This window comes from Nocardioides convexus (assembly GCF_011090295.1).
Window position 1 is genome coordinate 1,485,264 of the sequence record NZ_JAAMYA010000001.1, and the last position, 23,056, is coordinate 1,508,319.

Consider the following 23,056-nt stretch of genomic DNA (forward strand, 5'->3'; position numbering starts at 1 on the left):
CAGAGAGGTCGATCGATGTCCGACGCCCAGTTCGTCATGTACACCACCCCGTGGTGCGGTTACTGCAAGCGGCTCAAGAGCCAGGCTCGACCGCGAGGGCATCGCCTACGACATCGTCGACATCGAGCAGCAGCCGGAGACCGCCGCGATCGTGGAGTCGGCCAACAACGGCAACCAGACCGTGCCGACGCTGGTCTACACCGACGGCACCGCCCAGACGAACCCCAGCGTCGCGCAGGTCAAGGCCAAGGCTCGACGAGCCTGGAGCAGGCTCGGCGCCTGAGACTCACCAGACTGCCGGGCAGCGCTCCGCCGTACCAGTCCTCGACGAGGGAGCGGCTGATCGAGACCCCGCCCGGCAGCACCAGGGAGCCGTCCTCGGCCCCGGCGCGCATCTGCTCGCGGGTGAACCACGCGGCGTCCTCGACGTCCGCGTCGTCGAGGACGATCTCCTCGCTCATCGCCCGCCCGTGGAAGCCGATCATCAGGCTGGCAGGCAGCGGCCAGGGCTGGTTGCCGAAGTAGGTCACCTCGCCCACCGCCACGCCGGTCTCCTCCAGCACCTCGCGCCGGACCGCGTCCTCCAGGGTCTCCCCCGGCTCGCAGAAGCCCGCGAGGGTGCTGAACCGGCCCTCCGGCCAGGTCGGCCCGCGCCCGAGCAGGCAGCGCTCCTCCGGGCTGCCCGGCTCGCCCGCCGCGATCAGCATGATCACCGCCGGGTCCGAGCGCGGGAACTGCGGCTTGCCGCACTGCGTGCACACCAGCTCGTGCCCGGCCGCGCGCGGCGTCAGCGTGCCACCGCAGCGCGGGCAGTGCCGGGTCGCCCAGTGCCACTCCGCCAGCCCCATCGCGTGGAACACCAGCGGCGCCTGACGCACCGTGTCGCCGGCGAGGTGGGGCAGCAGGCCGCGCAGCGGCAGCCAGCGCTCGGGCTCGGCCTTCACGACGTCACCGGGCACGATGACCGCCCACCACGTGGTCCCGTCCCGCTCGCCGAGCAGGATCCGCAGCCCGTCCGGCGCCTGGGCGCTCGGCACCCACTCCAGCCCGCCCTCGCCGGGGCGCACCCGGGTCCCTGCGATGACCAGCACCCGGCTCGCCGGGTCCTCCCAGCGCTGCTGCAGCCAGGCGTCGTCGGTGCGGAGCAGGCCCTGCCGGTCGTGCGGGTCGGCCACCAGGGACAGGTGCGGGAAGGTCACGTCCCGAGCCTAGGACCCCCGTGTCTCGCTCACTCCAGCAGCGCCTCGATGCCCGCACGGTCGGGCAGGTCGTCGGGCAGCACCAGCGCTCCGCTGCGGACGTAGTGGAAGCCGGCCCGCACCTGGTCGAGCGGTACGCCGCGCAGACTCCGACCAGGCCAGGCGGTAGAGGGCGAGCCTGCAGCGGATCGGCGTCCTGCCGCGCGCTCGTCTTCCAGTCGACGACCAGGAACCCGCCGTCCGGCTCGGCGTAGACCGCGTCGATCCGGCCCCGGATCACCTGCCGGCCGCCGCCCATCGTGCTCAGCACGAGCGCGAAGGGGGCCTCGACGGCGAGCGGCACCCGCGAGCCGAACGGCCCCTCCTCGAAGCGGGCGACCAGGCTCCTTGAGGTCGGCGTCGTCCTCGATGCCGGCGTCGGCACGCCCGGCGAGGTCGTCGGGCTCGAAGAGCCCCTGCTGGCCGAACCGGGTCTCCACCCACGCGTGGAACCGGGTCCCGAAGCGCGCGGCGGGAGCGGGTGGGCGGGGCATCGGCCGGGCCAGGCTCGCGGGCGAAGGCCTCGGGGTCCTCGCGCATCCGGCCGAGCGCGGTCGCCGACAGCGAGGACGGCAGTGCCACGGCGACCTCGCTGGTGCCCTGGGCGCCGGCGAGACGCGCCTCGGCGAGCAGGCTGGTCGATCTCGGCGTCCCACTCCGCCACCCGCGCGGCGGTGACGATGTCGAGGTCGGGATCGGGCTGCCCGGGATCGGCGGCGAGGACACGGGTGGCTGCCTCGCGCCGGAGGCGGGCCTCCTCGCCGTAGCCCTCGACGGGCCAGGGTTGGGCGGGGTCCTCGGCGGCATACGGGTTCTCCGCGCCCTTGCCCGGGCGCAGCAGCCACGGCTCGGGCGGGATGCCCCAGGCCTCGAGGCGCTCCCGCACCACCTCCTGGTACGCCGACGGCCCGTACGGCGTCTTGCGCGGCCCCCACTGGAAGGACGTCACGGCGAGCCGGTGCGCGGCGCGGGTGAAGGCGACGTAGCCCAGCCGGAGCTCCTCGTCGGCCTCGTGCGCCTTGGCCCGGGCGCGGTAGTCGTCGAGCGCCGCCTTGTCGAAGCCCTGCAGCCTGAGGCAGGTCGGCGGCGTCTCCGCGGAGCGCGGCCGGCAGCACGGCCGGCGAGGAGACCCACAGCGTGCGCCCCTGCGCGGAGGGGAAGCGCGACTCGCACACCCCGACGCAGAAGACCGTGTCCCACTCCAGGCCCTTGGAGCGGTGCACGGTCAGCAGGCTTGACCGAGTCGGCCTCGGTCGGCGTGGCGATGTCGAGGCCGTTGCCCTGGTCGTCCTCGGCGGTGAGGTAGGCCAGCAGGGCCGGCAGGGTCACGTCGCCGTCGACGGCCTGGAAGTCGGCCACCGCCTTCACGAACAGGTCGAGGTTGTCACGCCGGGCTCCCGCAGCCGGGCTGACCGCGGAGGCCAGGCTCGACGTCGACACCGGTGACGTCGACGATGCGGCGGACCAGGTCCAGCAGCGGCTCGCCGACAGCCGCGCGCAGGTGGCGCAGACTCGTCGCGGAGCAGGGCGAAGCGCTCCCGGGCCTCGGCGGAGTACGCCGCCTCGCCCGGGTCCGCCAGGGCGTCGTCGAGACAGGCGATCTCGGCCGGGTCGATGCCATCGGCGATCGCGACCAGCCTGCTCGCTGACCGAGACCGCATCCTCGGCCCGCCCACGCCGTCCGGCCAGGCTCGCCGGCACGCTGCCCGAGCAGCCGCAGGTCGCGCGCGCCGATCCCCCAGCGCGGACCGGCCAGCAGGGTGAGGAGCGCGGCGTTGTCGGTCACGTCGTGGAGCAGTCGCAGCACCGCCACCACCTCGGCGATCTCCGGCAGCCGAAGCAGCCCGGACAGGCCGACGATCTCGACCGGCACGCCGGCCTGGGTCAGTGCGTCGAAGACGAGCTCGGCGTGCGCGTTTTCGCGGGTCAGCACCCCCATCCGGGCCCAGTCGCCGGGCTCGCCGCCGTGGGTCGCGCGCACGGCGTCGGCCAGCCACGCCAGGCTCCTCGCGCTGGGTCTCGAACACCTGCGCCTCGACCACCCCGTCGGCGGCGCCCTCGGGCGCCCGCAGCCGGGCCACGCCGGCGCCCCTCGACTCGAGCGCGTCGTACAGCGGCTCGGCGAGGTGGCCGGCCACCTCCAGGATCCGGCGGTCGGAGCGCCGGTTGATCGTCAGCGGGTACGACGCGGGCGAGCCCGCCACCGTCGGGAAGGTCTCCGCGAAGTTGAGGATGTTGGCCACCGACGCTCCGCGCCAGCCGTAGATCGCCTGGTTGGGGTCGCCGACCGCGGTCACCGCGTGGCCGAGGCCGTGCGCGGGATCGGGACCGGAGAACAGCCGCGACAGCATGATCGCCTGGGCGACGGAGGTGTCCTGGTACTCGTCGAGGAGCACCACCTTGAAGCGTCCGCGCTCGACCTCGCCGACCTCGGGTCGCTCGGCCGCGAGCCGGGCACCCAGACTCGATCTGGTCGGAGAAGTCCATCAGGCCGAGGTCCCGCTTGAGCCGCCGGTACGCCGCCACGAGCCTGCAGCAGACTCGGCACGCCGGTCGATCGCGGAGATCGCCTTGTCGATCACCTCGACGTAGGTCTTGCGGGCCTTGCCGGCCAGCCTCCTCGGCGCGCGCCCGCTCGAAGCCGCGGCGGGCCTCGGCGTCGTGGCCGAGCACCCGGTCGGGCGCGACCAGGTGCTCGCTCATCGCGGAGTCGAGGGCGAGCAGGTTCTGGATGGCCGTCTCGGGGTGGTCGGTGAGGTGCTCGATGTCGCCGGTGAAGCGGTCCACGGCCCGGGCGCCGAGCCGGTAGCGGGCCGCGTCGGTGATCACCCGGGTGTCGGGCTCGTGCCCGATCCGCAGGCCGTGGTCGGTGAGCAGCCCGGCGGCGTAGGCGTTGTAGGTCGCGACCGTCGGCTCCAGCACCTCCTCGCCGTCGGCGCCGATCACGTCGAGGTCGAGGGCGCCCGCGTCGCGCAGGGCGGTCCGGATCCGCTGGCGCAGGCTCGGCCGCCGCCTTGGTGGTGAACGTCAGGCCGAGCACCTCCTCGGGCCGCACCTGACCGGTGAGCACGAGGTAGACGACCCGCGCGGCCATCAACGTGGTCTTGCCGGAGCCGGCTCCGGCGATGACGACGGCCGGCTCCAGCGGCGCGCTGATCGCGGCCCACTGCTCCTCGCTCGGCGGGAAGGCCGCCTTCATCGCGCGCTGCAGGTCGGCCGGGCTCTCGATCCGCATCCGGGCGTCGGTGCTCACTGGGCCACCACCGATCCGGCGCTCTTGGCCGGGCAGAGCGAGACGAAGGTGCAGGTGCGGCACTGCTGGCCGGCCACCGCCGGGAAGCGCTCCTCCCGGATCAACGACGCCGCGTGCGCCAGCCGGGCACGCAGACTCGGCTCGCTCGGGCCCGTCCTCGTCCTGCACGGGCTGCGGCTGCACGGTCGCGTCCGGCCCGCCGTCGGTCAGCCCGAGCCTGGACCAGGCTCGGCCCCGCCCGCCTGGCGCGGAGGCAGCGCGGGGTCGGTGTCGAGGGCACCGTGGTCGACGGCGTACTGGTAGAGCGCGAGCCTGCACGTGGGTGCGCACGGAGGTGTCACTGGGCTTGCCGCGGCCGGTCTTGAGGTCGACGACCACCACCCGGCCGTCGGTGTCGAGCTCGACCCGGTCGGCGTAGCCCGTCAGCCTGGACCTGCTCGCCGTCCACCTCGACCACGGTCGAGAACCGTGCCTCGCGGCCGACCAGGCTCCCGCGGGTTGGCCTCGTGCCAGTCGACGAAGCGCTCCAGCGCCGCCCGGACGCGGTCGTGCTCGCGCTGCTTGGACCACGGGGTGCGGAAGTCGAGGCGGTCCCACACCTCGTCGACGTAGGTCATCAGGGCGTCGGGATCCGGTGGCGCGTCCCCGGCGGCCACCCGCTCGGCCAGGGCGTGCACCAGGCTCGCCGAGGTTGGCCGACTGGTGGGCCCGCCCGGCGCCCCCCGCCTCGCGCGTCAGGAACCACTGGGTAGGGCAGACGGCGAGCGCCTCCAGCATGCTCGCCGAGATCGGCACCGGCCGGTCCGCCTCGCGCACCGGCTGCTCGGAGCGGCTGACCGCTCGCGTGCCCCACCAGGTGCCGGGATCGGCGGCCGGCACCAGCGCGCGCCGGCCGAGCCGCTCCCCCGCCAGCCGGGCCAGCCGGCGAGCGGCCGCGTCGCGCAGGCCCGGGTCGGCCTCCGGTTCGGCGACCGTACGACGCAGGCTCCGCGACCAGTCCGTCGAGCGACAGCGGCCGCGGGGGGCGGCCGACCACGTGCTCGACCGTGCTGCCCAGGCTCCTCCAGGAACCGCGACGGCTGCTCACCCTCGTCCTCCCCGGAGCGGACCGCGGTGACGACGAGCCGCTCGCGCGCCCGTGTGCACGCGACGTAGAAGAGCCGGCGCTCCTCCATCAGCAGACTCCCGGGTGGAGACCGGAGGCAGTACGCCGTCGGTGCCGATCCGGTCGGCCTGGAGCAGGGTCGAACGGCGCCGCAGGTCCGGCCAGCCCTCGGCCTGCACGTGCGCGACGACGGCCGGGCGCCACTCCAGCCCCTTGCTGCGGTGGGCGGTCAGCAGCCGAACGGCGGCGCCCCGGGCGCCGCGCTCGGCGAGAGTGTCGGCGGGGATCTCCTGCTGCACCAGGCTCCTCGAGGAAGGGCTGCACGCCCAGGTGCTCGCGTCGCTCACCGGCGCGGGCGGCGATGTCGAACAGGGCGCAGATCGAGTCCAGGTCGCGGTGCGCGCGCCGGGCCGCGCCGCCGCCGCTCTCCACGGCACGGCGCAGCCGCTGCGGCCAGGTCGTGCCGGACCACAGCCCCACAGCAGGCTCCTCGGCCCCGGCGCCGGACTCCAGGCCGGCTCGCACCCGGGCCAGCAGACTGCGCCAGCGCACGGGCCCGGTCCAGGTCGGGCCCCTCCAGCCCGTCGAGGAAGGTGCCGTCGAGCACCGCGAGCCGCACCAGCGCGCGCGAGCCTGCGCGGCGTGCCCCCGGCCGGGACGGTGTCCTTCTCCCGCTGGCGCAGCACCCGCGCCAGGCGTCGGACGTCGCCCGCGTCGAGGCCGCCCAGCGGGCCGGTCAGCAGCGCCTCGGCCCGGGCCGCGTCGAGGTGCTCGACGTCCTCGGGATCGTCGTTGTCGGCGTTGACCACCGCGCGCAGGGCATCGAGCAGCGGCAGCACCGCCGGGTCGCGCACCAGGGGCACCTCGTCCCGCGCCACCTCGACCGGTACGCCGGCCGCGCCCAGCGCCCGCCGCAGCGGACCGATGCTCGCCCGGCCCGAGCGGACCAGGACCGCCATCTCGTCCCAGCCGATCCCGTCCTCCAGGTGGGCGCGGCGCAGCAGGTCGGCGAGGTGCTCGGACTCGGCGCGCTCGGTGTCGAAGGTGCGCACCTGCACCTGGCCACGACCTTGCGGGCCGGGCGCCGCCTCGGGGGCGAGGAACAGGCTCGCGCGCCGCCTCCGGGATCGTGCCGGGCAGACCGATCCGGCCGGCGACCCGCTGCGCCGGGGCGAGGATGCCGGGGCCGAAGCGGCGGATGGTGCGCAGCGCGACGACCTCGGCGGGCCGCCCGTCGGCCTGCGGGAACTGCGTGGGGAACTCGAGGATGCCGCGCACCTCGGCCCCGCGGAAGCCGTAGATCGACTGGTGCGGATCGCCCACCGCGACCAGGTCGCGGCCGTCGCCGGCCAGCGCGCGGAGCAGGGCCACCTGACCGGGGTCGGTGTCCTGGTACTCGTCGACGAACACGTGCCGGAACTGCTCGCGCAGACTCGGCTCGGTTGGCCTCCGCCTCGATCACCGCGCGGCGGATCAGGTCGGCGTAGTCGGTGGCGCCGAGGCTGTCGAGGGAGTCGAGGTACTGCTCGAGGAAGAGCCCGGCGGCGACGTACTCCTCGATGCCCTCGGCCTCTCCCAGCCGGCGCAGGCTCCTCCCCGTCCAGCCCCTTCTCCCGAGCCCGGCCGAGCACCGCGTGCACCTCGCGGGCGAAGCCGCGGGTCGCGGTGGCCTGGCGGAACCGGTCCGGCCAGGAGACGGACTCGGGGTGGTCGGCCAGCAGGCTCGCGCAGCACCACGTCCTGCTCGGGGGCCGAGAGCAGGCGCAGGGGCGCCTCGTAGAGCCTCGGCCGGGGCGTAGCGGCGCACCAGCGCGTAGGCGAAGGAGTGGAAGGTCGAGCTGAGCCTGGTGGCCGGTCGTGCGGCCCAGCCGCGCGCTGACCCGGTCCCGGAGCCTGGTCGGCGGCCTTGCGGGAGAAGGTCAGCGCGAGCACCTGGTCGGGCCGGGCGCCGCGCCGCTCGATGCGCTCGACGACCGCCTCCACGAGGGTGGTCGTCTTGCCGGTGCCCGGACCGGCGAGGACGAGCAGCGGACCGCCCGGGTGGTCGACGACGCGGCGCTGCTGCTCGTCGAGCTCCGGCGCAGGGCCGGGCGGCGGCCCCGCCCGGAGGACGTACCGCGCCTGCGTGCTGCTCCCCTTCTCCACGGACGCCACTCAACCACCAGGGTCCGACGGAAACCCCGCAGGCGTCCCGGGAGAGGGGCTCAGGCGAGCTCGAAGTCGGCGAAGTCGAAGCCGGGTGAGACCACGCAGGCTCACCAGCGCGTCGGCGCCGGACGGCACGGTGCGCTGCCAGACGCCGGCCGGGACGAGGGCCTGGGGCTCCTCAGCACCCACCTCCACCCGTCGTACGACGTCCGGGGTGGCGCCGTCGCCGCCGAGCCTCCAGCATCACCGAGCCGGTGTGGGCCAGCCACAGACTCGTCGGAGCGCACCCGGTGCCAGGCCGAGGACTCCCCGGCGGGCAGCAGGAAGTAGATGAGCGTCGCGGTCGCCCGGACCCGTCCGTCGGGCAGTGTGACCGTGGTCGGCGCCGCCCAGGTCTGGCGGTACCAGCCGCCCTCGGGGTGCGGGAGCAGGTCGTGGCGCTCGGCGAGCGGCGGTCGGTCCATGGCACCAGTCTGCCGGGTCCCTCCTCCACAGGCCGTGGACGGACCTGGGGACGAACGGCCGCTTTCTGTGGAGGGGGACTTGGCGTGTCTGTGGACGACACGCCGAGGTTCGGTGGAGGAACGAAAACCCCCGAAAAACCAGGGGAAAACGCTTGCCAACGCTCCAGCGACAGGCGTAGAACTTCTCCCACGCACTCCTCCGGGAGAGCGGGATCCGCCGGAAGGCGAGGATCCGCACGGCCATGACGGAGCCCTTCGGGGCGAGGTCGAGGCGGCCCCACGGGGACGCCGGCCGCGCGAGCCGGGTGACGAGGCTCGCGGGATCCGAGCAGCAGGCGGGTGGACCGGGAGCGTCACCAGTACCGGTCAACCCGAAGGGCCCTTGTGACTCATACTCACGAGGGCCCTTCACCTTTTTCCGCTTCCCGGGCTGAGTACGAGCACTCAGCGCTGCTGAGTCCGCGCACGATCCCCGCCGGCCACGCCGGCTGAGGGAATGGGTGCATGCGCTACGCCGACTCGACGCTCTGCCCCGACTGCCGCTCCGCGCTGCCCCTCCGCGCCCCGGTCTGCCCCGCCTGCGACCTCCTGGTACGGCACCCGATCGCCGTCGAGTCTGTTCCGCACCCTGCGGCGTGCCGACGAGCTCGTCGGCGCCCTGCGCGGTGCCAGTGACGCCTTCCACGACGTGCCCGCACCCGCGGCCGCGGTGACCACGCCCGTGGGTGGACCGCTCGCGCCGCCGAGCACGCCGCCGGTGGCGAAGCAGGCGCCGCTGCCGTCGTACCCGGCCCCGGCGCCGGCACCAGCCCCGGCGCGCACCGGAGTCGCGTCCACCTCGGTGCCGAAGATCCTGCTCGGGCTCGGCGCCTTCTGCCTGCTGGTGGCGGCGGTCGTCTTCCTCGCGGTGTCGTGGTCGGCGCTCGGGGTCGGCGGGCGTACGGCGGTGCTCGGCGGGCTCACGCTCGCGGCCGGCGGCGGCGCCCTGCTCCTGCACCGCGGCGGTCTGCGCATCGCCGGTGAGTCCCTGGTCGTGGTGGCGCTCGGGCTGCTCGCGCTCGACGTGGTCGGTGCCGGCGCGGCCGGGTGGCTGGGCGGGGACTCCGACGACGTCACCGCCGTCGTGACCGGCGGCGTCGTGCTGGTCGCCTCGCTCCTCCTGGCCCTGGTCCGGGTCGGCGGCCAGCCCCGGCTGGTCGCCCCTCAGGTGATCACCGGCATCGCCCTCGTCGTCGCCTGGTCCGGCCTCGCCACCCTCACCTCCCACTCGTTGCCCGTCGCGCACGTCGTCACCGCCGCGGCGCTGGGCCTGGTCCTGCTGGGCCGCACGACGGGCCTGGTGCCCCTGCAGTGGTCGGCCACCGTCGCCGGTGGGCTCGCCGCTCTCGTCGCCGCCGGCGCCGCCGCCACCGACGCCCTCATCTCGCCGAACCTGCACCAGCCTGTGGGTCGAGGGCTCGGGCTGGTCGCTGCTCGTGAGTGCCGCGGTCCTTCTCGCTCCCGGCGTGGTGCTGCGGCACCGCACCCTGACGCTCGTCGGTGCGAGCGGGGCCGCCATGGTGGTCACCCTCGTGCTCACCCTGCCGTGCATCGACACCGGCACCGCGACCCTCAACGTCGTCGCCCTGCTCGTGACCGCGGTCTGGGTGGGCGCCCTGGCCCTGCTCCCCCGCGCGATGCGGGTCGTCGCGATCGCGCCGTCCGCCCTCGGCAGCCTCGTGCTGACCGGGCTCTCGCTGGTGACCCTGACGGTCGCGCTGGCCCGCTGGGGCACCGACAACCGCGCGTTCAGCCAGGCCCTGGCCACCCGCCTCGCCGGCCCGGCTCCGGTGACCGAGCCGCTGCTGCTGGCGCCCTCGGTGCTCGTGCCGCTCGCCCTGGTCGCGCTGCTCGCCGGCGGATCGCGCCGGGCCTGGTTGCAGGCCGCCGGCGTGACGACCGGTCTGGCACTCGCCGTCACCCTCGCGTCGTACGACGTGCCGCTCGCCCTGCCCGTCACCGTGGTCGTGCTCACCGCGATCGCCAGCGCGGCCGCCCGCTCCGCTGCCCTGTCGGTGGTGGCCCTCGTCCTCGCGGCCGCGGCGGCCTTCGCCGCGCTGCCGAGCGCCGCGCTCACCGCGCTGGTCGCGGCCGCCGGCACCGTGCTCGCGCTCGGACTGGCGCTCGTCGGTCGCACCGTGCTGGCCCGGGTCGGCGGCAAGATCGCCGCCGCGCCCCTGCTGGGCACCGCGGTGGTCGCGCTGGTGGACGTCCTCGGCGGCGGGCCGGCGTGGTTCGCCGTACCGGTCCTGGTGGCGGTGGGCCTGCTGGCGATCGCCTTCGCCGAGGAGGAGGTCGAGGTGCCGGCCGTCCTGACCGCGCTGCTCGCGCTGACGGGCTCGCTGGCGACCACCAGCGACCTGGGTGGCCTCACCGCGCTGTGGCTGACGGTCGCCGGCGCCCTGGTCACCGCGACCGCTCTCGTGCACGACTCCCGCCGCGAGTCTCGCCTGGGTCGGTGCCGGCCTGCTCCTGCTCGCCTCGTGGGTCCGCCTCGCCGACCTGGAGGTCCACCAGCCGGAGGCCTACACCCTGCCGCTGGCCGCCGCTCTGCTCGCCATCGGCGGCTGGCGGATGCGCCGCTCGCCGCAGGTGGGCACCGCCGAGGCGCTGCTGCCGGGGCTGCTGCTCGGCACGATCCCCTCGCTGCTGTGGGTCCTCGGCGACCCGGTCTCGCTGCGCGCGCTGGTCCTCGGTGCCGCCTGCCTGGTGCTGACCGTCGCGGGCGCGGCCGTCCGGTGGAGCGCGCCGCTCCTGGCCGGGGCGAGCGTGGGCGCCATCGTGGTGCTGCGCGAGCTCGGTCCCTACGCCGGGGACTTCCCGAAGTGGGTCTGGATCGGGCTGGCCGGGCTGCTCCTTACCACCGTCGGGATCACCTGGGAGCGCCGCCTGGTCGACGTACGACGCGCCGTCGGCGTGCTCGGCCGGCTCCGCTGAGCGGACCGCGGCGCGCCGGCGGGGACGGACCTGCTAGACATCTGGACATGGCTACCACTGCACTCGGGGACACCCCCGTCCACACCGTCGGCGAGCTCCCGGCCGTCGGCACTCCCGCCCCGGCCTTCGACCTGGTCGGCTCCGACTTCGCCGCCGTCTCGCTGCCGCAGGGCCAGCGCGCCGTGCTGAACATCTTCCCCAGCGTCGACACCGGCGTCTGCGCGGCCAGCGTGCGCAAGTTCAACGAGCCTGGCCGCGGGCCTGGAGAACACCACCGTCATCAACGTCTCGCAGGACCTGCCGTTCGCGCAGGCCCGCTTCTGCGGCGCCGAGGGCATCGAGAACGTCACGACCGCCTCGGGCTTCCGCACCTCCTTCGGCGAGGACTACGGCGTGAAGTCTCACCGACGGCAAGTTCGAGGGTCTGCTGGCCCGCGCGGTCGTCGTGGTCGACACCGACGGCTCGGTGCTCCACACCGGTCTGGTGCCGCAGATCGGCTCCGAGCCGGACTACGACGCCGCCGTCGCCGCCCTGGGCTGATCAACGGCTGATCACGGGCTGGGCTCAGTCCCCCGTCGCGGGATCCCAGAACGCCCGCGTCATGTCGAGGCCCCCGCTCCCCCGGAGCGGGGTGCCCTCGGCGAGGTAGGTCTCCCGCGCCCGCTCGTCGTGGCTCGGTGGGAGCGTGCCGTCGGCGCGCACCACGCGCCACCAGGGCACCGGTGCGCCGTACCGGGCCATCACCGAGCCGACCTGGCGCGGGCCACCGCCGACGACCGCCGCGAGCGCGCCGTAGGTCGTCACCCGGCCGGGCGGGATCCGCTCGACCAGGTCGAGCACCGTCTCGACGTACCCCTCGTCCACGGGCGCCATTCAACACCGCACGCCCGGCAGCGCAGACGCCGAGAGCCCCGTCCGGCGGGACGGGGCTCTCAGGTGCTCCCTCGGTGAAAAACGCCTGTGGAGATGCTCGGATCAACGAGGACAGCCCGTCGCGGTTACGTGCGGTGCTGGTGGGACCGCGGCACACCGTGATCGGACTTGCCTCATCTTTGTGCAGATCTCTTGCCACACCGGCGGATCTCCGGTGAGGTGACCCACGGCGCCCACATCGTCCGGCGCCCGGGCCTACCCACATCTCGGAGGATCACGTGAAGAAACTGGCATCCGGTCTCGCGCTCGGCGCCGCCCTGGCCCTCGGCGGGACCATGCTGCACCCGGCGGAGGCGAACCCCCCGACCGACGACGCCAGCCACCCGGCCGTCAAGCCCCAGCGCGACGACCGTCCCGGTCCGCGCACCGCCGAGGAGCGGGCCAAGAAGCGCAAGGCCCGCGCGCTGATCGACGCGGGCAGCGCGAAGGCCGTGCAGCGCGCCGACGGCGGCGCGACCGTGAAGCTCGGTGCGGGTGACTACGTCGAGTTCCCGGTCGAGAAGAGCGAGAAGATCCTCACCATGCTCGCCGACTTCGGCACCCAGAGCACCCCCGAGTCCGGCACCGACCCGGGCCCGCAGCACAACCAGATCCCGCAGCCGGACCCGGCGAAGGACAACTCGACGTACTGGGTCCCCGACTTCAACGTCGGCCACTACGACCAGATGTTCAACGGCGACGGCGAGTCCTTCCGCAACTACTACAAGAAGCTCGTCGAGCGGCCGGTACGACGTCAGCATCACCACCGAGGACTGGGTGACCGTGCCCGGCAACGCCTCGACGTACGGCGACAACGCGGTCGAGAACAAGGGCGGCGCCTGGAAGTTCATCGCCGACACCGGCAACGCCTGGTACGACGCGCGACTCAAGGCCGGGAAGACGCCCGCGCAGGTCGACGCCTACCTCGCGCAGTTCGACGTGTGGGACCGCTACGACTACGACAGCGACGGCGACTTCAACGAGCCCGACGGCTACCTCGACCACTTCCAGGCGGTGCACGCCGGCGGCGGTGAGGACGGCGGCTTCGGCGAGGACGCGATCTGGTCGCACCGCTGGTACGTCAACGGCGACCTCGACGGCAAGGTCGGCCCGGCGGTCGGCAGCGCTCGCAACCTGTCCGGCGGCGCCCGGATCGGCCAGTCGAAGTACTTCATCGGCGACTACACCGTGGAGCCGGAGAACGGCGGTCTCGGCGTGTTCACCCACGAGTTCGGCCACGACCTCGGCCTGCCGGACTTCTACGACACCACCAACACGGGTGAGAACAGCACCGGCTTCTGGACGTTGATGTCGGCGGGCTCGTGGCTGAGCCACGGCCACGAGAACGGCACCACCCCGAGCCTGATGGGCCCGGAGGAGAAGGCTCTTCCTCGGCTGGCTCGACTACTCCGAGGTGAGGGCCGGGCAGCAGGGCAGGCTCCAGACCAACCCGTCCCAGAACACCGTCTCCGGGCAGGACCAGGCGGTCAAGGTCGACCTCCCGGACAAGACGACCGTCACCAAGTCTCACCACGCCCCGCACGGGCCGGTACTCCTGGTACAGCGGCACGAGCAACAACCGCCGGGCCACGCTGACCCGCGCGGTGCCCAAGAGCCCGTCGGTGCGGGTCGACGCCGACCTCTGGTACGACACCGAGGCGGACTACGACCACGTCTACGCCGAGTACTCCCTCGACGGCGGCACCGAGTGGACCGAGCCTGGCCGCCTTCGACGGCACGTCCGACTGGGCGCACCACACCTGGACCTACCGGCCCGGCGGCAAGGCGTCGCTGTTCCGGATCCGCTACCGCTCCGACGGCGGCACCAACGGCGCCGGCGCCTTCGTCGACAACGTGGTGATCAAGGGCAAGGGCAAGCCGTTCAAGGACGGCGCGGAGAGCGCGAGGTCCGGCTGGACCGCCTACGGCTTCACCCGCTCCACCGGCACCGAGACCAAGGTGACCCCGCGCTACTACCTCATCGAGAACCGGCAGTACGTCGGCTACGACACCACGCTGCAGCAGGGCCCGTACCAGTACTCCGAGGGGGTCACCCGGCCGAAGTGGGCCGAGCGCTTCCCCTACCAGAACGGCATGCTGGTGTGGCTGGTCGACCTGGCCTACGCCGACAACAACACGACCACCCACCCGGGCGTGGGCTACGCGCTGCCGGTGGACGTGCGGCCGGACTCGCTGACCTACCCGGACGGCACCAGCCCGAGCAACCGGCGCGAGCCCTTCGACGCCACCTTCGGGCTGTCCGCGACCGACCCGGTCTGCCTGCACAAGCAGGTCGCGACGGCGAGCGGCTACGACACCCTGGCGGCCTGCGCCCCCTCGGTGCCGGGCGTGCCGACCTTCGACGACACCGACCCGAACGCCTACTGGACGGCGACCAACCCGACCAACTCGGTCAAGGTCGCCGGTGCGGGCGTGAAGGCCACCGTCACCGCGGAGAACACCGACGGCTCGATCACCGTGGACGTCCGCAACCCCTGACCTCCGGGAACGACGAGGCCCCGCGATCCGGAGAGGATCGCGGGGCCTCGTGCCGTGAGCGGAGGGCTCGGCGGCCGACCAGTGCGACGGATCAGTACGACGGCTGGCTCGGGTCGATCTGGTTGACCCAGGCCACCACGCCGCCGCCGACGTGCACCGCGTCGTCGTAGCCGGCGCCCTTGACGATCGCCAGGCACTCGGCCGAGCGGACACCGCTCTTGCAGTGCAGGACGACCTGCTTGCCGGAGTCGACCGGGGGGGAGCCTGGCCGAGCGCGTTGCCGTTGAGGAACTCGCCCTTGGGGATGAGGACCGCACCGGGGATGTGGTTGATCTCGGCCTCGGCGGGCTCACGGACGTCGACGAGGACGAAGTCGCGGCTGCCCTCCTCCTTCTCCTTGAGCATCGAGGCGAGCCTGGGTGACCGAGATGGTCGCATCGACGGCCGCGTCCGCGGCCTCCTCGGAGATCGCGCCGCAGAAGGTCTCGTAGTCGATCAGACCGGTGACGGTGGGGTTCTCACCGCACAGTGCGCAGTTCGGGTCCTTGCGGACCTTGAGCCTTGCGCCACTCCAGACTCCAGGGCGTCGTAGATGACCAGCTTTGCCGATGGCCGGCTCACCGGCACCGATCAGCAGCCTTGATCGCCTCGTTGACCTGGATCGAGCCGATGGACGCGCAGAGCACGCCCAGCACGCCGCCCTCGGCGCACGAGGGAACCATGCCCGGCGGCGGCGGCTCGGGGTAGAGGCAGCGGTAGCAGGGCGCGTCGTCGGCCATCGTGGGCGCGAAGACCGAGGCCTGGCCGTCGAAGCGGTAGATCGAGCCCCAGACGTAGGGGATCCCGAGGAAGTACGCCGCGTCGTTGACCATGTAGCGGGTCGCGAAGTTGTCGGTGCCGTCGACGATGAGGTCGTAGCCCTTGAAGATCTCGAGCACGTTGTCGTTGTCGAGACGCTCGTTGTGAAGGATCACGTTCACGAGCGGGTTGATCTCGTGGATCGACTCCTTCGCGGACTGGCCCTTCGGCTTGCCGAGGTCCGACATGCCGTGGATGACCTGGCGCTGCAGGTTCGACTCGTCGACCTCGTCGAACTCGGCGATGCCGAGAGTGCCGACGCCCGCCGCGGCCAGGTAGAGCAGCGCGGGGCTGCCGAGGCCGCCGGCGCCGATGACCAGCACCTTGGCGTTCTTGAGCCGCTTCTGGCCGTCCATCGCGACGTCGGGGATGATCAGGTGCCGGCTGTAGCGGCGGACCTCGTCGATGGTCAGGCTCGTCGGCCGGCTCGACCAGCGCGGGAAAGCTCACGGGATTGACTCCTCAGTCGTCGGTGCGGCGCGGGGATGGTCTCGGCGACAACGCTGCCGGACGCCCGGGTGTTCCCCGCTCCCCCATGGTCCCCGCCCCGCCCAACCCGGACGCGCCACGTCCCACCGTCTGGACGGGGCCTCGGCGCCAAGCCCGCGGCTACCAGCGAGTAGGCTCAGGGGGTGGTGACGGAGCGGTTCGACCTGGACGAGACACGGCCGCGCGGCGTACGGCTGCCGCGACGGGAACGACGCGCGCAGCCTGCTGGCTGCCGCGCTCGAGGTGTTCGTCGCCCAGGGCTACCACGCGGCGGCGATGGACGACATCGCCGAGCGCGCCGGGGTGTCCAAGCCGGTGCTCTACCAACACTTCCCCGGCAAAGCTCGGTCTCTACCTCGCGATCCTCGACGCGGCCTGCGACGCGATCATCGACAACTGCCGCAAGGCCCTGCAGTCCACCCAGGACAACAAGCAGCGGGTGGCTGCGGCGATCGACGCGTTCTACGCTTACGTCGGTCACGACACCGGTGCCTTCCGCCTCGTCTTCGAGTCCGACCTGACCAACGAGCCGGCCGTGCGCGGGCACGTCGACCGGGTGACCACCGAGTGCGCGGAGCCTGATCGCGGCGGTCATCGAGGACGACACCTCGCTGCCGCCGGCCGCCTCGCAGCCTGCTCGCGGTCTCCCTGGTGGGAATGGCGCAGGTCAGTGCCCGGTTCTGGATGACCGACACCGACAACGGCCTCGCCGGGCTCACCCGCGACCAGGCCACCACGTTGGTGTCCGGCCTGGCCTGGCGCGGCATCGGTGGGTACCCGCTCACCGACGAGCACGAGGAGTGAGACGGGCCCGACCCGTCGTACGACCGCCGGCTGACTAGGCTGGCGACGCGAACGGCCCGCAGGCGCGGGCCGGCCCCGGACCCGAGGAGAGAACCATGACCGTCGAGGTCAAGATCGGTGTGCAGAACACCGCCCGCGAAGCCTGGTCATCGAGACCGACGAGACCAACGACGGCGTCACCGCGCTGGTCTCCGAGGCGCTCGCCAACGACGGCGTCCTGACGCTGACCGACACCAAGGGCAAGGTCACCGTCGTCCCCGTCGCCAAGCCTGGCGTACGTCGAGATCGGCCGCAGCACCAGCGGACAGGTCGGCTTCCGCTCCTGACGCCTCCCGAGCACCGGGAACCCGCAGGCGGCTGCCAGGCGTTGCACAGGGACAGGGGCGAGACTCGGCGGTGACCCGCCGGGGTCGCCGTCGTCGACCGGGAGGTGCCCTGATGCTCCAGTTCCGCTTCGCCGCGCTGAGCGAGACCGGCCCGGTGCGCGAGCACAACGAGGACGCCGGTTTCGCGGGTCCCTACCTGCTCTGCGTCGCCGACGGCGTCGGAGGGGCGGCCGCCGGGGAGATCGCCTCGGCCACCACCGCCTACATCGTCAGCGCCCGCTCGCTCGCCGCGCCCGGCTACGACCCGGACCGCCTGCTGCGCGCCGCGGTCGCCGACGCGCACGACCAGGCTCGTCGCGGGCATCGCCGCGGACCCGGCCCGCACCGGGATGGGCACCACCCTCACCGCGCTCCTCACCGACGGGATCTCCGCCGCGCTGGCCCAGGTCGGCGACTCCCGGGCCTACCTGCTGCGCGCGGGCCGGCTCACCCAGGCTCTCGCACGACCAGACCCTGGTCCAGGCCTGGGTGGACGCCGGCCGGCTGACGCCGGAGGAGGCGGCCGCCTCGCCGTACAAGAACGTGGTGCTGCAGGCCGTCGACGGCGAGCACGTGCCCGTGCCGGTGGTCCAGCCGCTCGACCTGCGTCCCGGTGACCGGCTGCTGCTGTGCAGCGACGGGATGAGCGACGTGCTCCCCCACGCGCGCATCGCTCCCCTGCTGAGCGGCGACTCGCGAAGCATGGCCGCCGAGCGACTGGTCCGCGCCGCCGTCGACGCCGGCACCCGCGACAACGTGACCGTGGTGGTCGCCGACGTGGTCGACGCGCCCGCGGTGGTCGGCAACGGGCTGGTCCTCGGTGCGGGTGCGGACCTGCGCAACGTGGTGGACCCCGTCGCCGTACGACCGCTGCGCTCGGCCTGAGGGTCCTACACTGGAGGGGTGAGCACGAAGCGGGTCCACGAGTACGCGCGCCTCTGGGTGCCGCTGTACGACGCCGCCGCGCTCGCCGTCACCCGGCCGGTCTACCTGATCGAGGCCGCCGACGGCTTCGAGGGGGATCGCCGCGGAGAAGAACACCACGCTGATGGGGCTGTTCAACGAGCCTGGGCCGGGCGGGCTGGCGGATCGAGCAGACCGCGCTGCGGGTCAGCCACGCCACGTCGGAGATCCAGACTGCTCATCGACGCCACGCTCGACGAGGCCGACCACGCCACCTCCCCCGACGAGTCTCGCCAGCGCGGTGGGCACCAGCGGCGACCCGGCCGGCGCGGTGACCGAGTTCGACGTCTACGCGATGCGCCGCCGGGTCAGCCTGAAGAGGTCGCCGTAGGTCTCGACCCGTTCGAGCACCTGCGCCATCGAGAACTGCTCCAGGCCCAGCGGGTCCTCGGCACCGGCCTCGACCTCGTCCCAGCCGATCGGGGTGGCGACCTGCGGGCGTGCGGTCCCCCGGAGCGAGTACGGCGCCACGGTGGTCTTCGAGCCGGCGTTCTGCGACCAGTCGAGGAACACCTTGCCGCGGCGCCGGGACTTCGTCATCGTCGCGGTGACCAGTTCGCCGTGCGCGGCCTGCAGGCTCCTCGGCGATCTCCTTGGCGAGTCTCACTGGTCTCCGTGGACGGCAGCGGTTGCTCGAGCGGCGCGTAGAGGTGCAGGCCCTTGCTGCCGCTGGTGACCGGCAGCGCGTCCAGGCCGCGCTCGGCCAGCGCGTCGCGGGCGAGCAGGGCCACCGCGCAGCACTCGTGCAGCCCCGCCGGCTCGCCCGGGTCGAGGTCGATGACGACCCGGTCCGCACCGACCGGCTCGTCGTCCTCGTCCACCGTCCACTGGTGGACGTGCAGGCTCGAGCGCGGCCAGGTTGACCGCCCACACCAGGGTGGCGAGCCTGGTCGATGATCGGGAACCGGAGGGTGTCGCCGTGCCGGCTCGGGCCCCGGCTCCCGGTGGTCGGCACGTCGGCGGTGCGGACCCAGGAGGGGGTGCCGGCGGGGGCGTTCTTCTCGAAGAAGGCTCTTGTCCCCCACACCGTGCGGCCACCGGATCCGGGTCACCGGGCGGCCGGCGAGGTGCGGCAGCAGCACCGGTGCGACCCGGGCGTAGTAGTCGAGGACCTCGCCCTTCGTCGTACCGGTCTGCGGGTAGAGCACCTTCTCCAGGTTGGTCAGGCGCAGCGTGCGGCCCTCGACGTCGACGTGCACCTCGGTCTGCGGGTGCTCGGCCTTCTTCGGCATCAGGCGAGGTCCTCCGGCGTGAGGTCGCTCCGAACGCCTTGGTAAGCGGGCTGACGCAGCCGCTCGTAGCCGACACCGTGGGTCTCGACGTCCACCACGACCACCGGCTCCACCCACCGGGTGCCGTCGGCATCGGCGCGCGGCACCTCATCGGCGAAGGGGCTCGTCGTTCGGGCCAGCGCAGCGAGCAGATCGGCCAGGACCCGGGACTGCCTGGGTCCGATACCGCTGCCGACACGGCCCCGGTAGCGCAGCCCGTCGGCGGTCGGCTCGCCGACGAGGACGGCGGCGAGGCGATCGGCCGTGCCGACCTGGGGACGCCAGCCGCCGATGACGTAGGAGCCGCGGTGACGGCGGGCCTTCTTGAGCCAGTCGCGGGTCCGTTGACCTGGGCGGTAGGCCGATCCGCGGCGCTTGCTGACGACACCTTCGAAGCCCTGTGCGGCCGTGGCGTCCCACAGCATGCGGCCGTCGTCGTAGGCGGGCGGCACCTGCCACCCCGAGGCTCCCAGGTCGAGCCCCGCCAGGATCTCGCGTCGCTCGTCGAGCGGGCGGTCGCACAGGTCGTGGCCGTCGGCACTCAGCACGTCGAACGCCATGAAGGTGGCCGGGGTCTGCCGGGCCAGCCGGGACACCGTTGCCGGGTTGCGCACGTGGAGGCGCTCCGCCAGCACCCGGAAGTCGGGCACCCCGCGTTCGTTCAGCCCGATGATCTCGCCGTCGATCACCATCTGCGACGACGGTGCCACCGCGAGCTCTGGCCAGGCCGGCGAGATGTCGTTGCCGTTGCGGCTGATCACACGCACGCCCGCGGAGCTCACGAAGGCGAGCGCCCGCATGCCGTCCCACTTGACCTCGTGGGACCACTCGTCGCCGAGCGGGATCGAGTCTGCCACGGTCGCGAGCATCGGGAGCAGGTCGGGCACGGTATCCATCATGCCGAGAAGATCGCTTCCACGACGTGCTCGGCGATCGCCAGGCTCGACGTGGCGGCCGGCGAGGGGGCGTTGCGGACGCTGGTGACGCCGTGGGCGTGCTCGATCCGGAAGTCGTCGACGAGGGTGCCGTCGCGCTCCACGGCCTGGGCGCGGATGCCGAAGCCGGCGCGCTCGACGTCGTCGGGACCGATGTCCGGCACGTAGCGCTGGGCCGCGCGCAGGTAGGACCGCACGGACAGCGAGCCGCGCACCTCGGTCACGCCCGTGCGCCAGTGCCGGCCCGCCATCCGCCAGAAGCCCGGCCAGGACACGATGCTGGCGAGGTCGGCGGCGCTGACCGAGCGGCGGCGGTAGGCGTCGCGGTGCGGCGCCAGGACGGCGTTCGGACCCACCTCCAGCGCTCCGTCCACCCGGCGGGTGAAGTGCACGCCGAGGAAGGGGTAGCGCGGGTCGGGCACCGGATAGACCATGCCGCGCACGAGCGCCTGCTTCTCGGGCCGCACCCGCAGGTACTCCCCGCGGAAGGGCACGATGCGCGGGTCCGCGCCGCCGCCGGCCAGGCGGCCGAGCCGGTCGGACTGGAGGCCGGCGCAGAGCACCAGCCGGTCGACGTCGTACGACGCCGCGGGGGTCCTCACCCGGACCCGCCCAGCGGTGCGCCCGATCCCGGTGACCGGGCTGGAGCAGTGCACCTCACCGCCGGCGACGCCCACCTCCGCCGCGAGGCTTCGGGTGATCGCGACGTAGTCGGTGATCGCGGTGTGGGGCGAGTGCAGGGCGGCGTAGCCCGCGGCGTGCGGCTCGACCTCGGCGAGACCGGCCGGGTCGAGCCGGCGCAGGCCGGGCACGCCGTTGTCCCGCGCGGTGCGCTCCAGGGCGTCGAAGCGGGCCGCCTCGCCGGGGTCGACGGCGACGACGACCTTGCCGCACGCGTCGTAGGGCAACCGGTGCTCGGCGCAGTAGTCGCGCAGCAGCAGACGCCCGCGGGTGCACAGACTCGGCCTTGAGGCTGCCCGGGCGGTAGTAGATCCCGGCGTGCACGACCCCGGAGTTGTGACCGGTCTGGTGCTGGCCGACGCGGGCCTCCTTCTCCAGCACGACGACGCGCGCGCCGGGGCGGCGGCGGGTGATCTCGCGGGCCACGGCGAGGCCCACGATCCCGCCGCCGACGATGCCGAAGGTCTGGTCCACCCGGACATGTTCGCAGGCGGCTGGAGGGGGTTCTCAGGGGTACCCTCGGCACATGCGTGCGATCTGGAAGGGTGCCGTCTCCTTCGGCCTGGTCAGCGTCCCGGTGAAGGCTCTACAGCGCGACCGAGAGCCACGACGTCTCGTTCCGGCAGGTGCACGCCAAGGACGGCGGCCGGATCAAGTACCAGCGGGTGTGCTCGATCGACGGCGAGGAGGTGCCCTACTCCGACATCGCCAAGGGCTACGAGACCGAGGACGGCGAGATGGTCATCCTCACCGAGGAGGACATGGCCAACCTGCCGACGACCTCCTCCCGCGAGATCGCGGTCGAGAAGTTCGTGCCGGCCGAGCAGATCGACCCGCTGCTGTTCGAGAAGTCCTACTACCTCGAGCCCGAGGGCACCGGCGCCAAGCCGTACGCCCTGCTCCGCCAGGCCCTGCGGGACTCGAAGCGGATGGCCGTGGTGACCGTGGCGCTGCGCCAGCGCACCACGACCGCGGTGCTGCGCGTGCGCGAGACCGCGGCCGGCGACGTGATCGTGCTGCAGACGATGATGTGGCCCGACGAGATCCGCCAGCCCGACTTCCAGGTCGAGGTCGGCGACGTGAAGCCCGCAGAGGTCAAGATGGCGGAGATGCTCATCGAGACGCTCGCCGGCGACTTCGACCCGGAGGAGTTCGAGGACGACTACGCCGACGCGGTCGACGCCGTGGTGAAGGCGAAGATCGAGGGCGGCGAGGTCCAGCGCACCGAGACCTCCGCCAAGACCGGTGGCGAGGTCGTCGACCTGCTGGCCGCCCTGCAACGCTCCGTCGAGGCGGCGAAGACCAGCCGCGGCGAGGAGGCTCCGGCCAAGAAGACGGCCGCCAAGAAGAGCGCCGCGAAGAAGACCGCGAAGAAGGCTCCGGCCAAGAAGACCACGGCGAAGAAGAGCGCCGCCAAGAAGACCGCGAAGAAGGCGGTCAAGAAGGCCAGCCTGATCAGCCGACCTCCTCCTCGGCCTTCTCGATCAGCCTTCTTCACCGCGTCGATCGAGCGGATCCGCCCGCTCAGCACCGGCGAGCCTGCGGTCGGAGACCAGGGCCGTCGGGATGCCGATCAGCCTGCGCGTCGTTGTTGATCGCCATGCCGCCGGAGTTGCCGGGCGCGATCCGCGCGTCGGTGTCCAGGCTCCGAGCGCGGCCCGAGCCTGCGGGTCGTTGATGATCGTGGAGACGACGCCGGTGGTGACCGTGATCGAGTCCTGCGACCGCGCGACCGCCGGGAAGCCCAGCACGGTCACGTCGTCCCCCGCGCGGAGGTCGCCGGAGTCGCCGACCGGCACCGTCGGGAGGTCGAGGTCGTCGTCGAGGTCGCTACCGTCGGCGTTGGCGTAGACCTGGATCACCGCGACGTCGAGGGAGCCGTCGGCCTCCACCACCTTGGCCCGGTACGCCGCCGGGGCGTTCGTGTCCGTGCGGCCGTCGGTCAGGTGGATGAGCAGGTAGTCCGGGTTCTCGAAGTCGAGGTCCGGGTAGAGCGCGTCCAGCCCCGGCGAGGCCGGTGCGGCGACGTGGGCGTTGGTCAGGATCAGGCCGTCCTTGCGGATGATCGAGCCCGAGCCGCCGTAGGCTGATCCG

General features: G+C 73.3%; 27 protein-coding genes and 6 pseudogenes. 12 read left to right on the top strand and 21 right to left on the bottom strand.

The features are described 5' to 3' along the window. Nucleotides 1-15 precede the first annotated feature (15 nt). Nucleotides 16-283 (top strand): annotated as a pseudogene (locus tag G5V59_RS11005) (mycoredoxin). Here the strand turns inward: G5V59_RS11005 and nudC are convergent. The 13 genes and pseudogenes from nudC to G5V59_RS11080 form a co-directional block, all read right to left on the bottom strand. Next, nucleotides 240-1,199, bottom strand: a complete 960-nt coding sequence (gene nudC, locus G5V59_RS11010; protein ID WP_278256461.1) for an NAD(+) diphosphatase — start codon at nucleotides 1,197-1,199, stop codon at nucleotides 240-242. The pseudogene G5V59_RS11005 and the gene nudC overlap by 44 nt on opposite strands. Before the next feature lie 253 nt (nucleotides 1,200-1,452). Continuing rightward, nucleotides 1,453-2,187, bottom strand: a pseudogene (locus G5V59_RS36450) (ATP-dependent helicase); the annotation flags it as partial. After that, nucleotides 2,184-2,606: a hypothetical protein gene (locus G5V59_RS11025; protein WP_278256463.1), complete on the bottom strand. Its 423-nt coding sequence runs from the start codon at nucleotides 2,604-2,606 to the stop codon at nucleotides 2,184-2,186. The pseudogene G5V59_RS36450 and the gene G5V59_RS11025, both read right to left, overlap by 4 nt. A 16-nt stretch (nucleotides 2,607-2,622) precedes the next feature. Beyond that, on the bottom strand, nucleotides 2,623-3,177 hold the full coding sequence (locus G5V59_RS11030) for a 3'-5' exonuclease (protein ID WP_278259786.1): 555 nt from the start codon (nucleotides 3,175-3,177) through the stop codon (nucleotides 2,623-2,625). 328 nt (nucleotides 3,178-3,505) lie between these two features. Beyond that, nucleotides 3,506-3,637: pseudogene (locus tag G5V59_RS11035) on the bottom strand (UvrD-helicase domain-containing protein); the annotation flags it as partial. A gap of 179 nt (nucleotides 3,638-3,816) precedes the next feature. After that, the gene (locus G5V59_RS11040; protein ID WP_278259787.1) at nucleotides 3,817-4,821 is read right to left on the bottom strand and encodes a UvrD-helicase domain-containing protein; all 1,005 of its coding nucleotides are present in this window, start codon (nucleotides 4,819-4,821) and stop codon (nucleotides 3,817-3,819) included. 92 nt (nucleotides 4,822-4,913) lie between these two features. Further along, nucleotides 4,914-5,168, bottom strand: a complete 255-nt coding sequence (locus G5V59_RS11050; RefSeq protein WP_341350913.1) for a PD-(D/E)XK nuclease family protein — start codon at nucleotides 5,166-5,168, stop codon at nucleotides 4,914-4,916. Then, nucleotides 5,108-5,578 (bottom strand): hypothetical protein, encoded by a 471-nt coding sequence (locus tag G5V59_RS11055; RefSeq protein ID WP_278256465.1) that lies wholly within the window; start codon nucleotides 5,576-5,578, stop codon nucleotides 5,108-5,110. Before G5V59_RS11055 ends, G5V59_RS11050 begins: the two co-directional genes overlap by 61 nt. Beyond that, complete coding sequence (locus G5V59_RS11060) at nucleotides 5,575-5,637, bottom strand: hypothetical protein (RefSeq protein WP_278259788.1); 63 nt, start codon at nucleotides 5,635-5,637, stop codon at nucleotides 5,575-5,577. Before G5V59_RS11060 ends, G5V59_RS11055 begins: the two co-directional genes overlap by 4 nt. A gap of 28 nt (nucleotides 5,638-5,665) precedes the next feature. Beyond that, the gene (locus G5V59_RS11065; RefSeq protein WP_278256466.1) at nucleotides 5,666-7,006 is read right to left on the bottom strand and encodes a UvrD-helicase domain-containing protein; all 1,341 of its coding nucleotides are present in this window, start codon (nucleotides 7,004-7,006) and stop codon (nucleotides 5,666-5,668) included. A 63-nt stretch (nucleotides 7,007-7,069) separates the two neighbouring features. Beyond that, nucleotides 7,070-7,741 carry a UvrD-helicase domain-containing protein gene (locus tag G5V59_RS11070; protein ID WP_278256467.1) on the bottom strand — a complete coding sequence of 224 codons (672 nt, stop codon included), beginning with the start codon at nucleotides 7,739-7,741 and terminating at the stop codon, nucleotides 7,070-7,072. 110 nt (nucleotides 7,742-7,851) lie between these two features. Beyond that, the gene (locus G5V59_RS11075; RefSeq protein WP_278256468.1) at nucleotides 7,852-8,208 is read right to left on the bottom strand and encodes a cupin domain-containing protein; all 357 of its coding nucleotides are present in this window, start codon (nucleotides 8,206-8,208) and stop codon (nucleotides 7,852-7,854) included. A 444-nt stretch (nucleotides 8,209-8,652) separates the two neighbouring features. Beyond that, a complete protein-coding gene (locus G5V59_RS11080; protein ID WP_278256469.1) occupies nucleotides 8,653-9,222 on the bottom strand; it encodes a hypothetical protein in 570 nt (189 codons plus the stop codon). Nucleotides 9,223-9,294: 72 nt separating this feature from the next. Here G5V59_RS11080 and G5V59_RS11085 point away from each other — a divergent pair, with 72 nt between their 5' ends. Further along, entirely contained in the window at nucleotides 9,295-9,687 is a 393-nt protein-coding gene (locus G5V59_RS11085) for a hypothetical protein (protein ID WP_278256470.1), read from the top strand. Nucleotides 9,688-11,231: 1,544 nt separating this feature from the next. Next, nucleotides 11,232-11,725 (top strand): annotated as a pseudogene (gene tpx, locus G5V59_RS11090) (thiol peroxidase). Nucleotides 11,726-11,749: 24 nt separating this feature from the next. On the opposite strand, the gene G5V59_RS11095 reads toward tpx, so the two are convergent. Continuing rightward, nucleotides 11,750-12,058, bottom strand: coding sequence for an MGMT family protein (locus tag G5V59_RS11095; protein ID WP_278256471.1), 309 nt, complete (start codon nucleotides 12,056-12,058; stop codon nucleotides 11,750-11,752). A gap of 822 nt (nucleotides 12,059-12,880) precedes the next feature. Between G5V59_RS11095 and G5V59_RS11100 the strand changes: the two genes are divergently transcribed. After that, entirely contained in the window at nucleotides 12,881-13,693 is an 813-nt protein-coding gene (locus tag G5V59_RS11100; protein ID WP_278256472.1) for an immune inhibitor A domain-containing protein, read from the top strand. A 123-nt stretch (nucleotides 13,694-13,816) separates the two neighbouring features. Next, the gene (locus G5V59_RS11105; RefSeq protein ID WP_278259789.1) at nucleotides 13,817-14,596 is read left to right on the top strand and encodes an immune inhibitor A domain-containing protein; all 780 of its coding nucleotides are present in this window, start codon (nucleotides 13,817-13,819) and stop codon (nucleotides 14,594-14,596) included. 617 nt (nucleotides 14,597-15,213) lie between these two features. On the opposite strand, the gene G5V59_RS11110 is transcribed toward G5V59_RS11105, so the two are convergent. Next, nucleotides 15,214-15,810, bottom strand: a complete 597-nt coding sequence (locus G5V59_RS11110) for a ThiF family adenylyltransferase (protein ID WP_278256473.1) — start codon at nucleotides 15,808-15,810, stop codon at nucleotides 15,214-15,216. Between the two features lie 376 nt (nucleotides 15,811-16,186). Here G5V59_RS11110 and G5V59_RS11115 point away from each other — a divergent pair, with 376 nt between their 5' ends. The 6 genes from G5V59_RS11115 (at nucleotide 16,187) to G5V59_RS36455 (ending at nucleotide 18,406) form a co-directional block, all read left to right on the top strand. Then, on the top strand, nucleotides 16,187-16,525 hold the full coding sequence (locus tag G5V59_RS11115; protein ID WP_278256474.1) for a helix-turn-helix domain-containing protein: 339 nt from the start codon (nucleotides 16,187-16,189) through the stop codon (nucleotides 16,523-16,525). A gap of 317 nt (nucleotides 16,526-16,842) precedes the next feature. After that, nucleotides 16,843-16,968: a hypothetical protein gene (locus tag G5V59_RS11120; protein ID WP_278256475.1), complete on the top strand. Its 126-nt coding sequence runs from the start codon at nucleotides 16,843-16,845 to the stop codon at nucleotides 16,966-16,968. Continuing rightward, on the top strand, nucleotides 16,932-17,147 hold the full coding sequence (locus tag G5V59_RS11125; protein WP_278259790.1) for a hypothetical protein: 216 nt from the start codon (nucleotides 16,932-16,934) through the stop codon (nucleotides 17,145-17,147). Before G5V59_RS11120 ends, G5V59_RS11125 begins: the two co-directional genes overlap by 37 nt. A gap of 38 nt (nucleotides 17,148-17,185) precedes the next feature. Beyond that, nucleotides 17,186-17,620: a hypothetical protein gene (locus G5V59_RS11130; RefSeq protein WP_278256476.1), complete on the top strand. Its 435-nt coding sequence runs from the start codon at nucleotides 17,186-17,188 to the stop codon at nucleotides 17,618-17,620. Further along, nucleotides 17,602-17,997, top strand: a complete 396-nt coding sequence (locus tag G5V59_RS11135) for a hypothetical protein (RefSeq protein ID WP_278256477.1) — start codon at nucleotides 17,602-17,604, stop codon at nucleotides 17,995-17,997. Before G5V59_RS11130 ends, G5V59_RS11135 begins: the two co-directional genes overlap by 19 nt. A gap of 163 nt (nucleotides 17,998-18,160) precedes the next feature. Beyond that, entirely contained in the window at nucleotides 18,161-18,406 is a 246-nt protein-coding gene (locus G5V59_RS36455; RefSeq protein ID WP_341350914.1) for a hypothetical protein, read from the top strand. Here G5V59_RS36455 and G5V59_RS36460 read toward each other — a convergent pair. The 5 genes and pseudogenes from G5V59_RS36460 to G5V59_RS11160 all read right to left on the bottom strand — a co-directional run. After that, the gene (locus G5V59_RS36460) at nucleotides 18,364-18,615 is read right to left on the bottom strand and encodes a hypothetical protein (protein ID WP_341350915.1); all 252 of its coding nucleotides are present in this window, start codon (nucleotides 18,613-18,615) and stop codon (nucleotides 18,364-18,366) included. The two genes, G5V59_RS36455 and G5V59_RS36460, sit on opposite strands and share 43 nt — an antisense overlap. Beyond that, nucleotides 18,612-19,307 (bottom strand): hypothetical protein, encoded by a 696-nt coding sequence (locus tag G5V59_RS11145; protein WP_278256479.1) that lies wholly within the window; start codon nucleotides 19,305-19,307, stop codon nucleotides 18,612-18,614. Before G5V59_RS11145 ends, G5V59_RS36460 begins: the two co-directional genes overlap by 4 nt. Continuing rightward, nucleotides 19,307-20,215: a non-homologous end-joining DNA ligase gene (gene ligD / locus G5V59_RS11150; RefSeq protein ID WP_278256480.1), complete on the bottom strand. Its 909-nt coding sequence runs from the start codon at nucleotides 20,213-20,215 to the stop codon at nucleotides 19,307-19,309. Before ligD ends, G5V59_RS11145 begins: the two co-directional genes overlap by 1 nt. A 26-nt stretch (nucleotides 20,216-20,241) precedes the next feature. Continuing rightward, nucleotides 20,242-21,306, bottom strand: a pseudogene (gene lhgO, locus G5V59_RS11155) (L-2-hydroxyglutarate oxidase); the annotation flags it as partial. Beyond that, nucleotides 21,227-21,436, bottom strand: a pseudogene (locus G5V59_RS11160) (FAD-dependent oxidoreductase); the annotation flags it as partial. The pseudogenes lhgO and G5V59_RS11160, both read right to left, overlap by 80 nt. Nucleotides 21,437-21,588: 152 nt before the next feature. On the opposite strand from G5V59_RS11160, the gene G5V59_RS11165 reads away from it, so the two are divergent. Continuing rightward, the gene (locus G5V59_RS11165) at nucleotides 21,589-22,557 is read left to right on the top strand and encodes a Ku protein (RefSeq protein WP_278256481.1); all 969 of its coding nucleotides are present in this window, start codon (nucleotides 21,589-21,591) and stop codon (nucleotides 22,555-22,557) included. Here G5V59_RS11165 and G5V59_RS11170 read toward each other — a convergent pair. After that, nucleotides 22,447-23,028, bottom strand: a complete 582-nt coding sequence (locus G5V59_RS11170; RefSeq protein ID WP_341351185.1) for a serine protease — start codon at nucleotides 23,026-23,028, stop codon at nucleotides 22,447-22,449. The two genes, G5V59_RS11165 and G5V59_RS11170, sit on opposite strands and share 111 nt — an antisense overlap. Nucleotides 23,029-23,056: the final 28 nt, after the last annotated feature.

What these genes read in the sequence shown, in the direction of transcription:
- G5V59_RS36455 (WP_341350914.1), top strand. Translation starts at nt 18,161, where the DNA reads ATGGGGCTGTTCAACGAGCCTGGGCCGGGCGGGCTGGCGGATCGAGCA.
- G5V59_RS36460 (WP_341350915.1), bottom strand. Translation starts at nt 18,615, where the DNA reads ATGACGAAGTCCCGGCGCCGCGGCAAGGTGTTCCTCGACTGGTCGCAG.
- G5V59_RS11145 (WP_278256479.1), bottom strand. Translation starts at nt 19,307, where the DNA reads ATGCCGAAGAAGGCCGAGCACCCGCAGACCGAGGTGCACGTCGACGTC.
- G5V59_RS11120 (WP_278256475.1), top strand. Translation starts at nt 16,843, where the DNA reads ATGACCGTCGAGGTCAAGATCGGTGTGCAGAACACCGCCCGCGAAGCC.
- G5V59_RS11075 (WP_278256468.1), bottom strand. Translation starts at nt 8,208, where the DNA reads ATGGACCGACCGCCGCTCGCCGAGCGCCACGACCTGCTCCCGCACCCC.
- G5V59_RS11030 (WP_278259786.1), bottom strand. Translation starts at nt 3,177, where the DNA reads ATGGGGGTGCTGACCCGCGAAAACGCGCACGCCGAGCTCGTCTTCGAC.
- G5V59_RS11080 (WP_278256469.1), bottom strand. Translation starts at nt 9,222, where the DNA reads ATGCGCAGACCGCCGCGGTGCAGGAGCAGGGCGCCGCCGCCGGCCGCG.
- ligD (WP_278256480.1), bottom strand. Translation starts at nt 20,215, where the DNA reads ATGCTCGCGACCGTGGCAGACTCGATCCCGCTCGGCGACGAGTGGTCC.
- G5V59_RS11110 (WP_278256473.1), bottom strand. Translation starts at nt 15,810, where the DNA reads ATGGACGGCCAGAAGCGGCTCAAGAACGCCAAGGTGCTGGTCATCGGC.
- G5V59_RS11095 (WP_278256471.1), bottom strand. Translation starts at nt 12,058, where the DNA reads ATGGCGCCCGTGGACGAGGGGTACGTCGAGACGGTGCTCGACCTGGTC.
- G5V59_RS11130 (WP_278256476.1), top strand. Translation starts at nt 17,186, where the DNA reads ATGCTCCAGTTCCGCTTCGCCGCGCTGAGCGAGACCGGCCCGGTGCGC.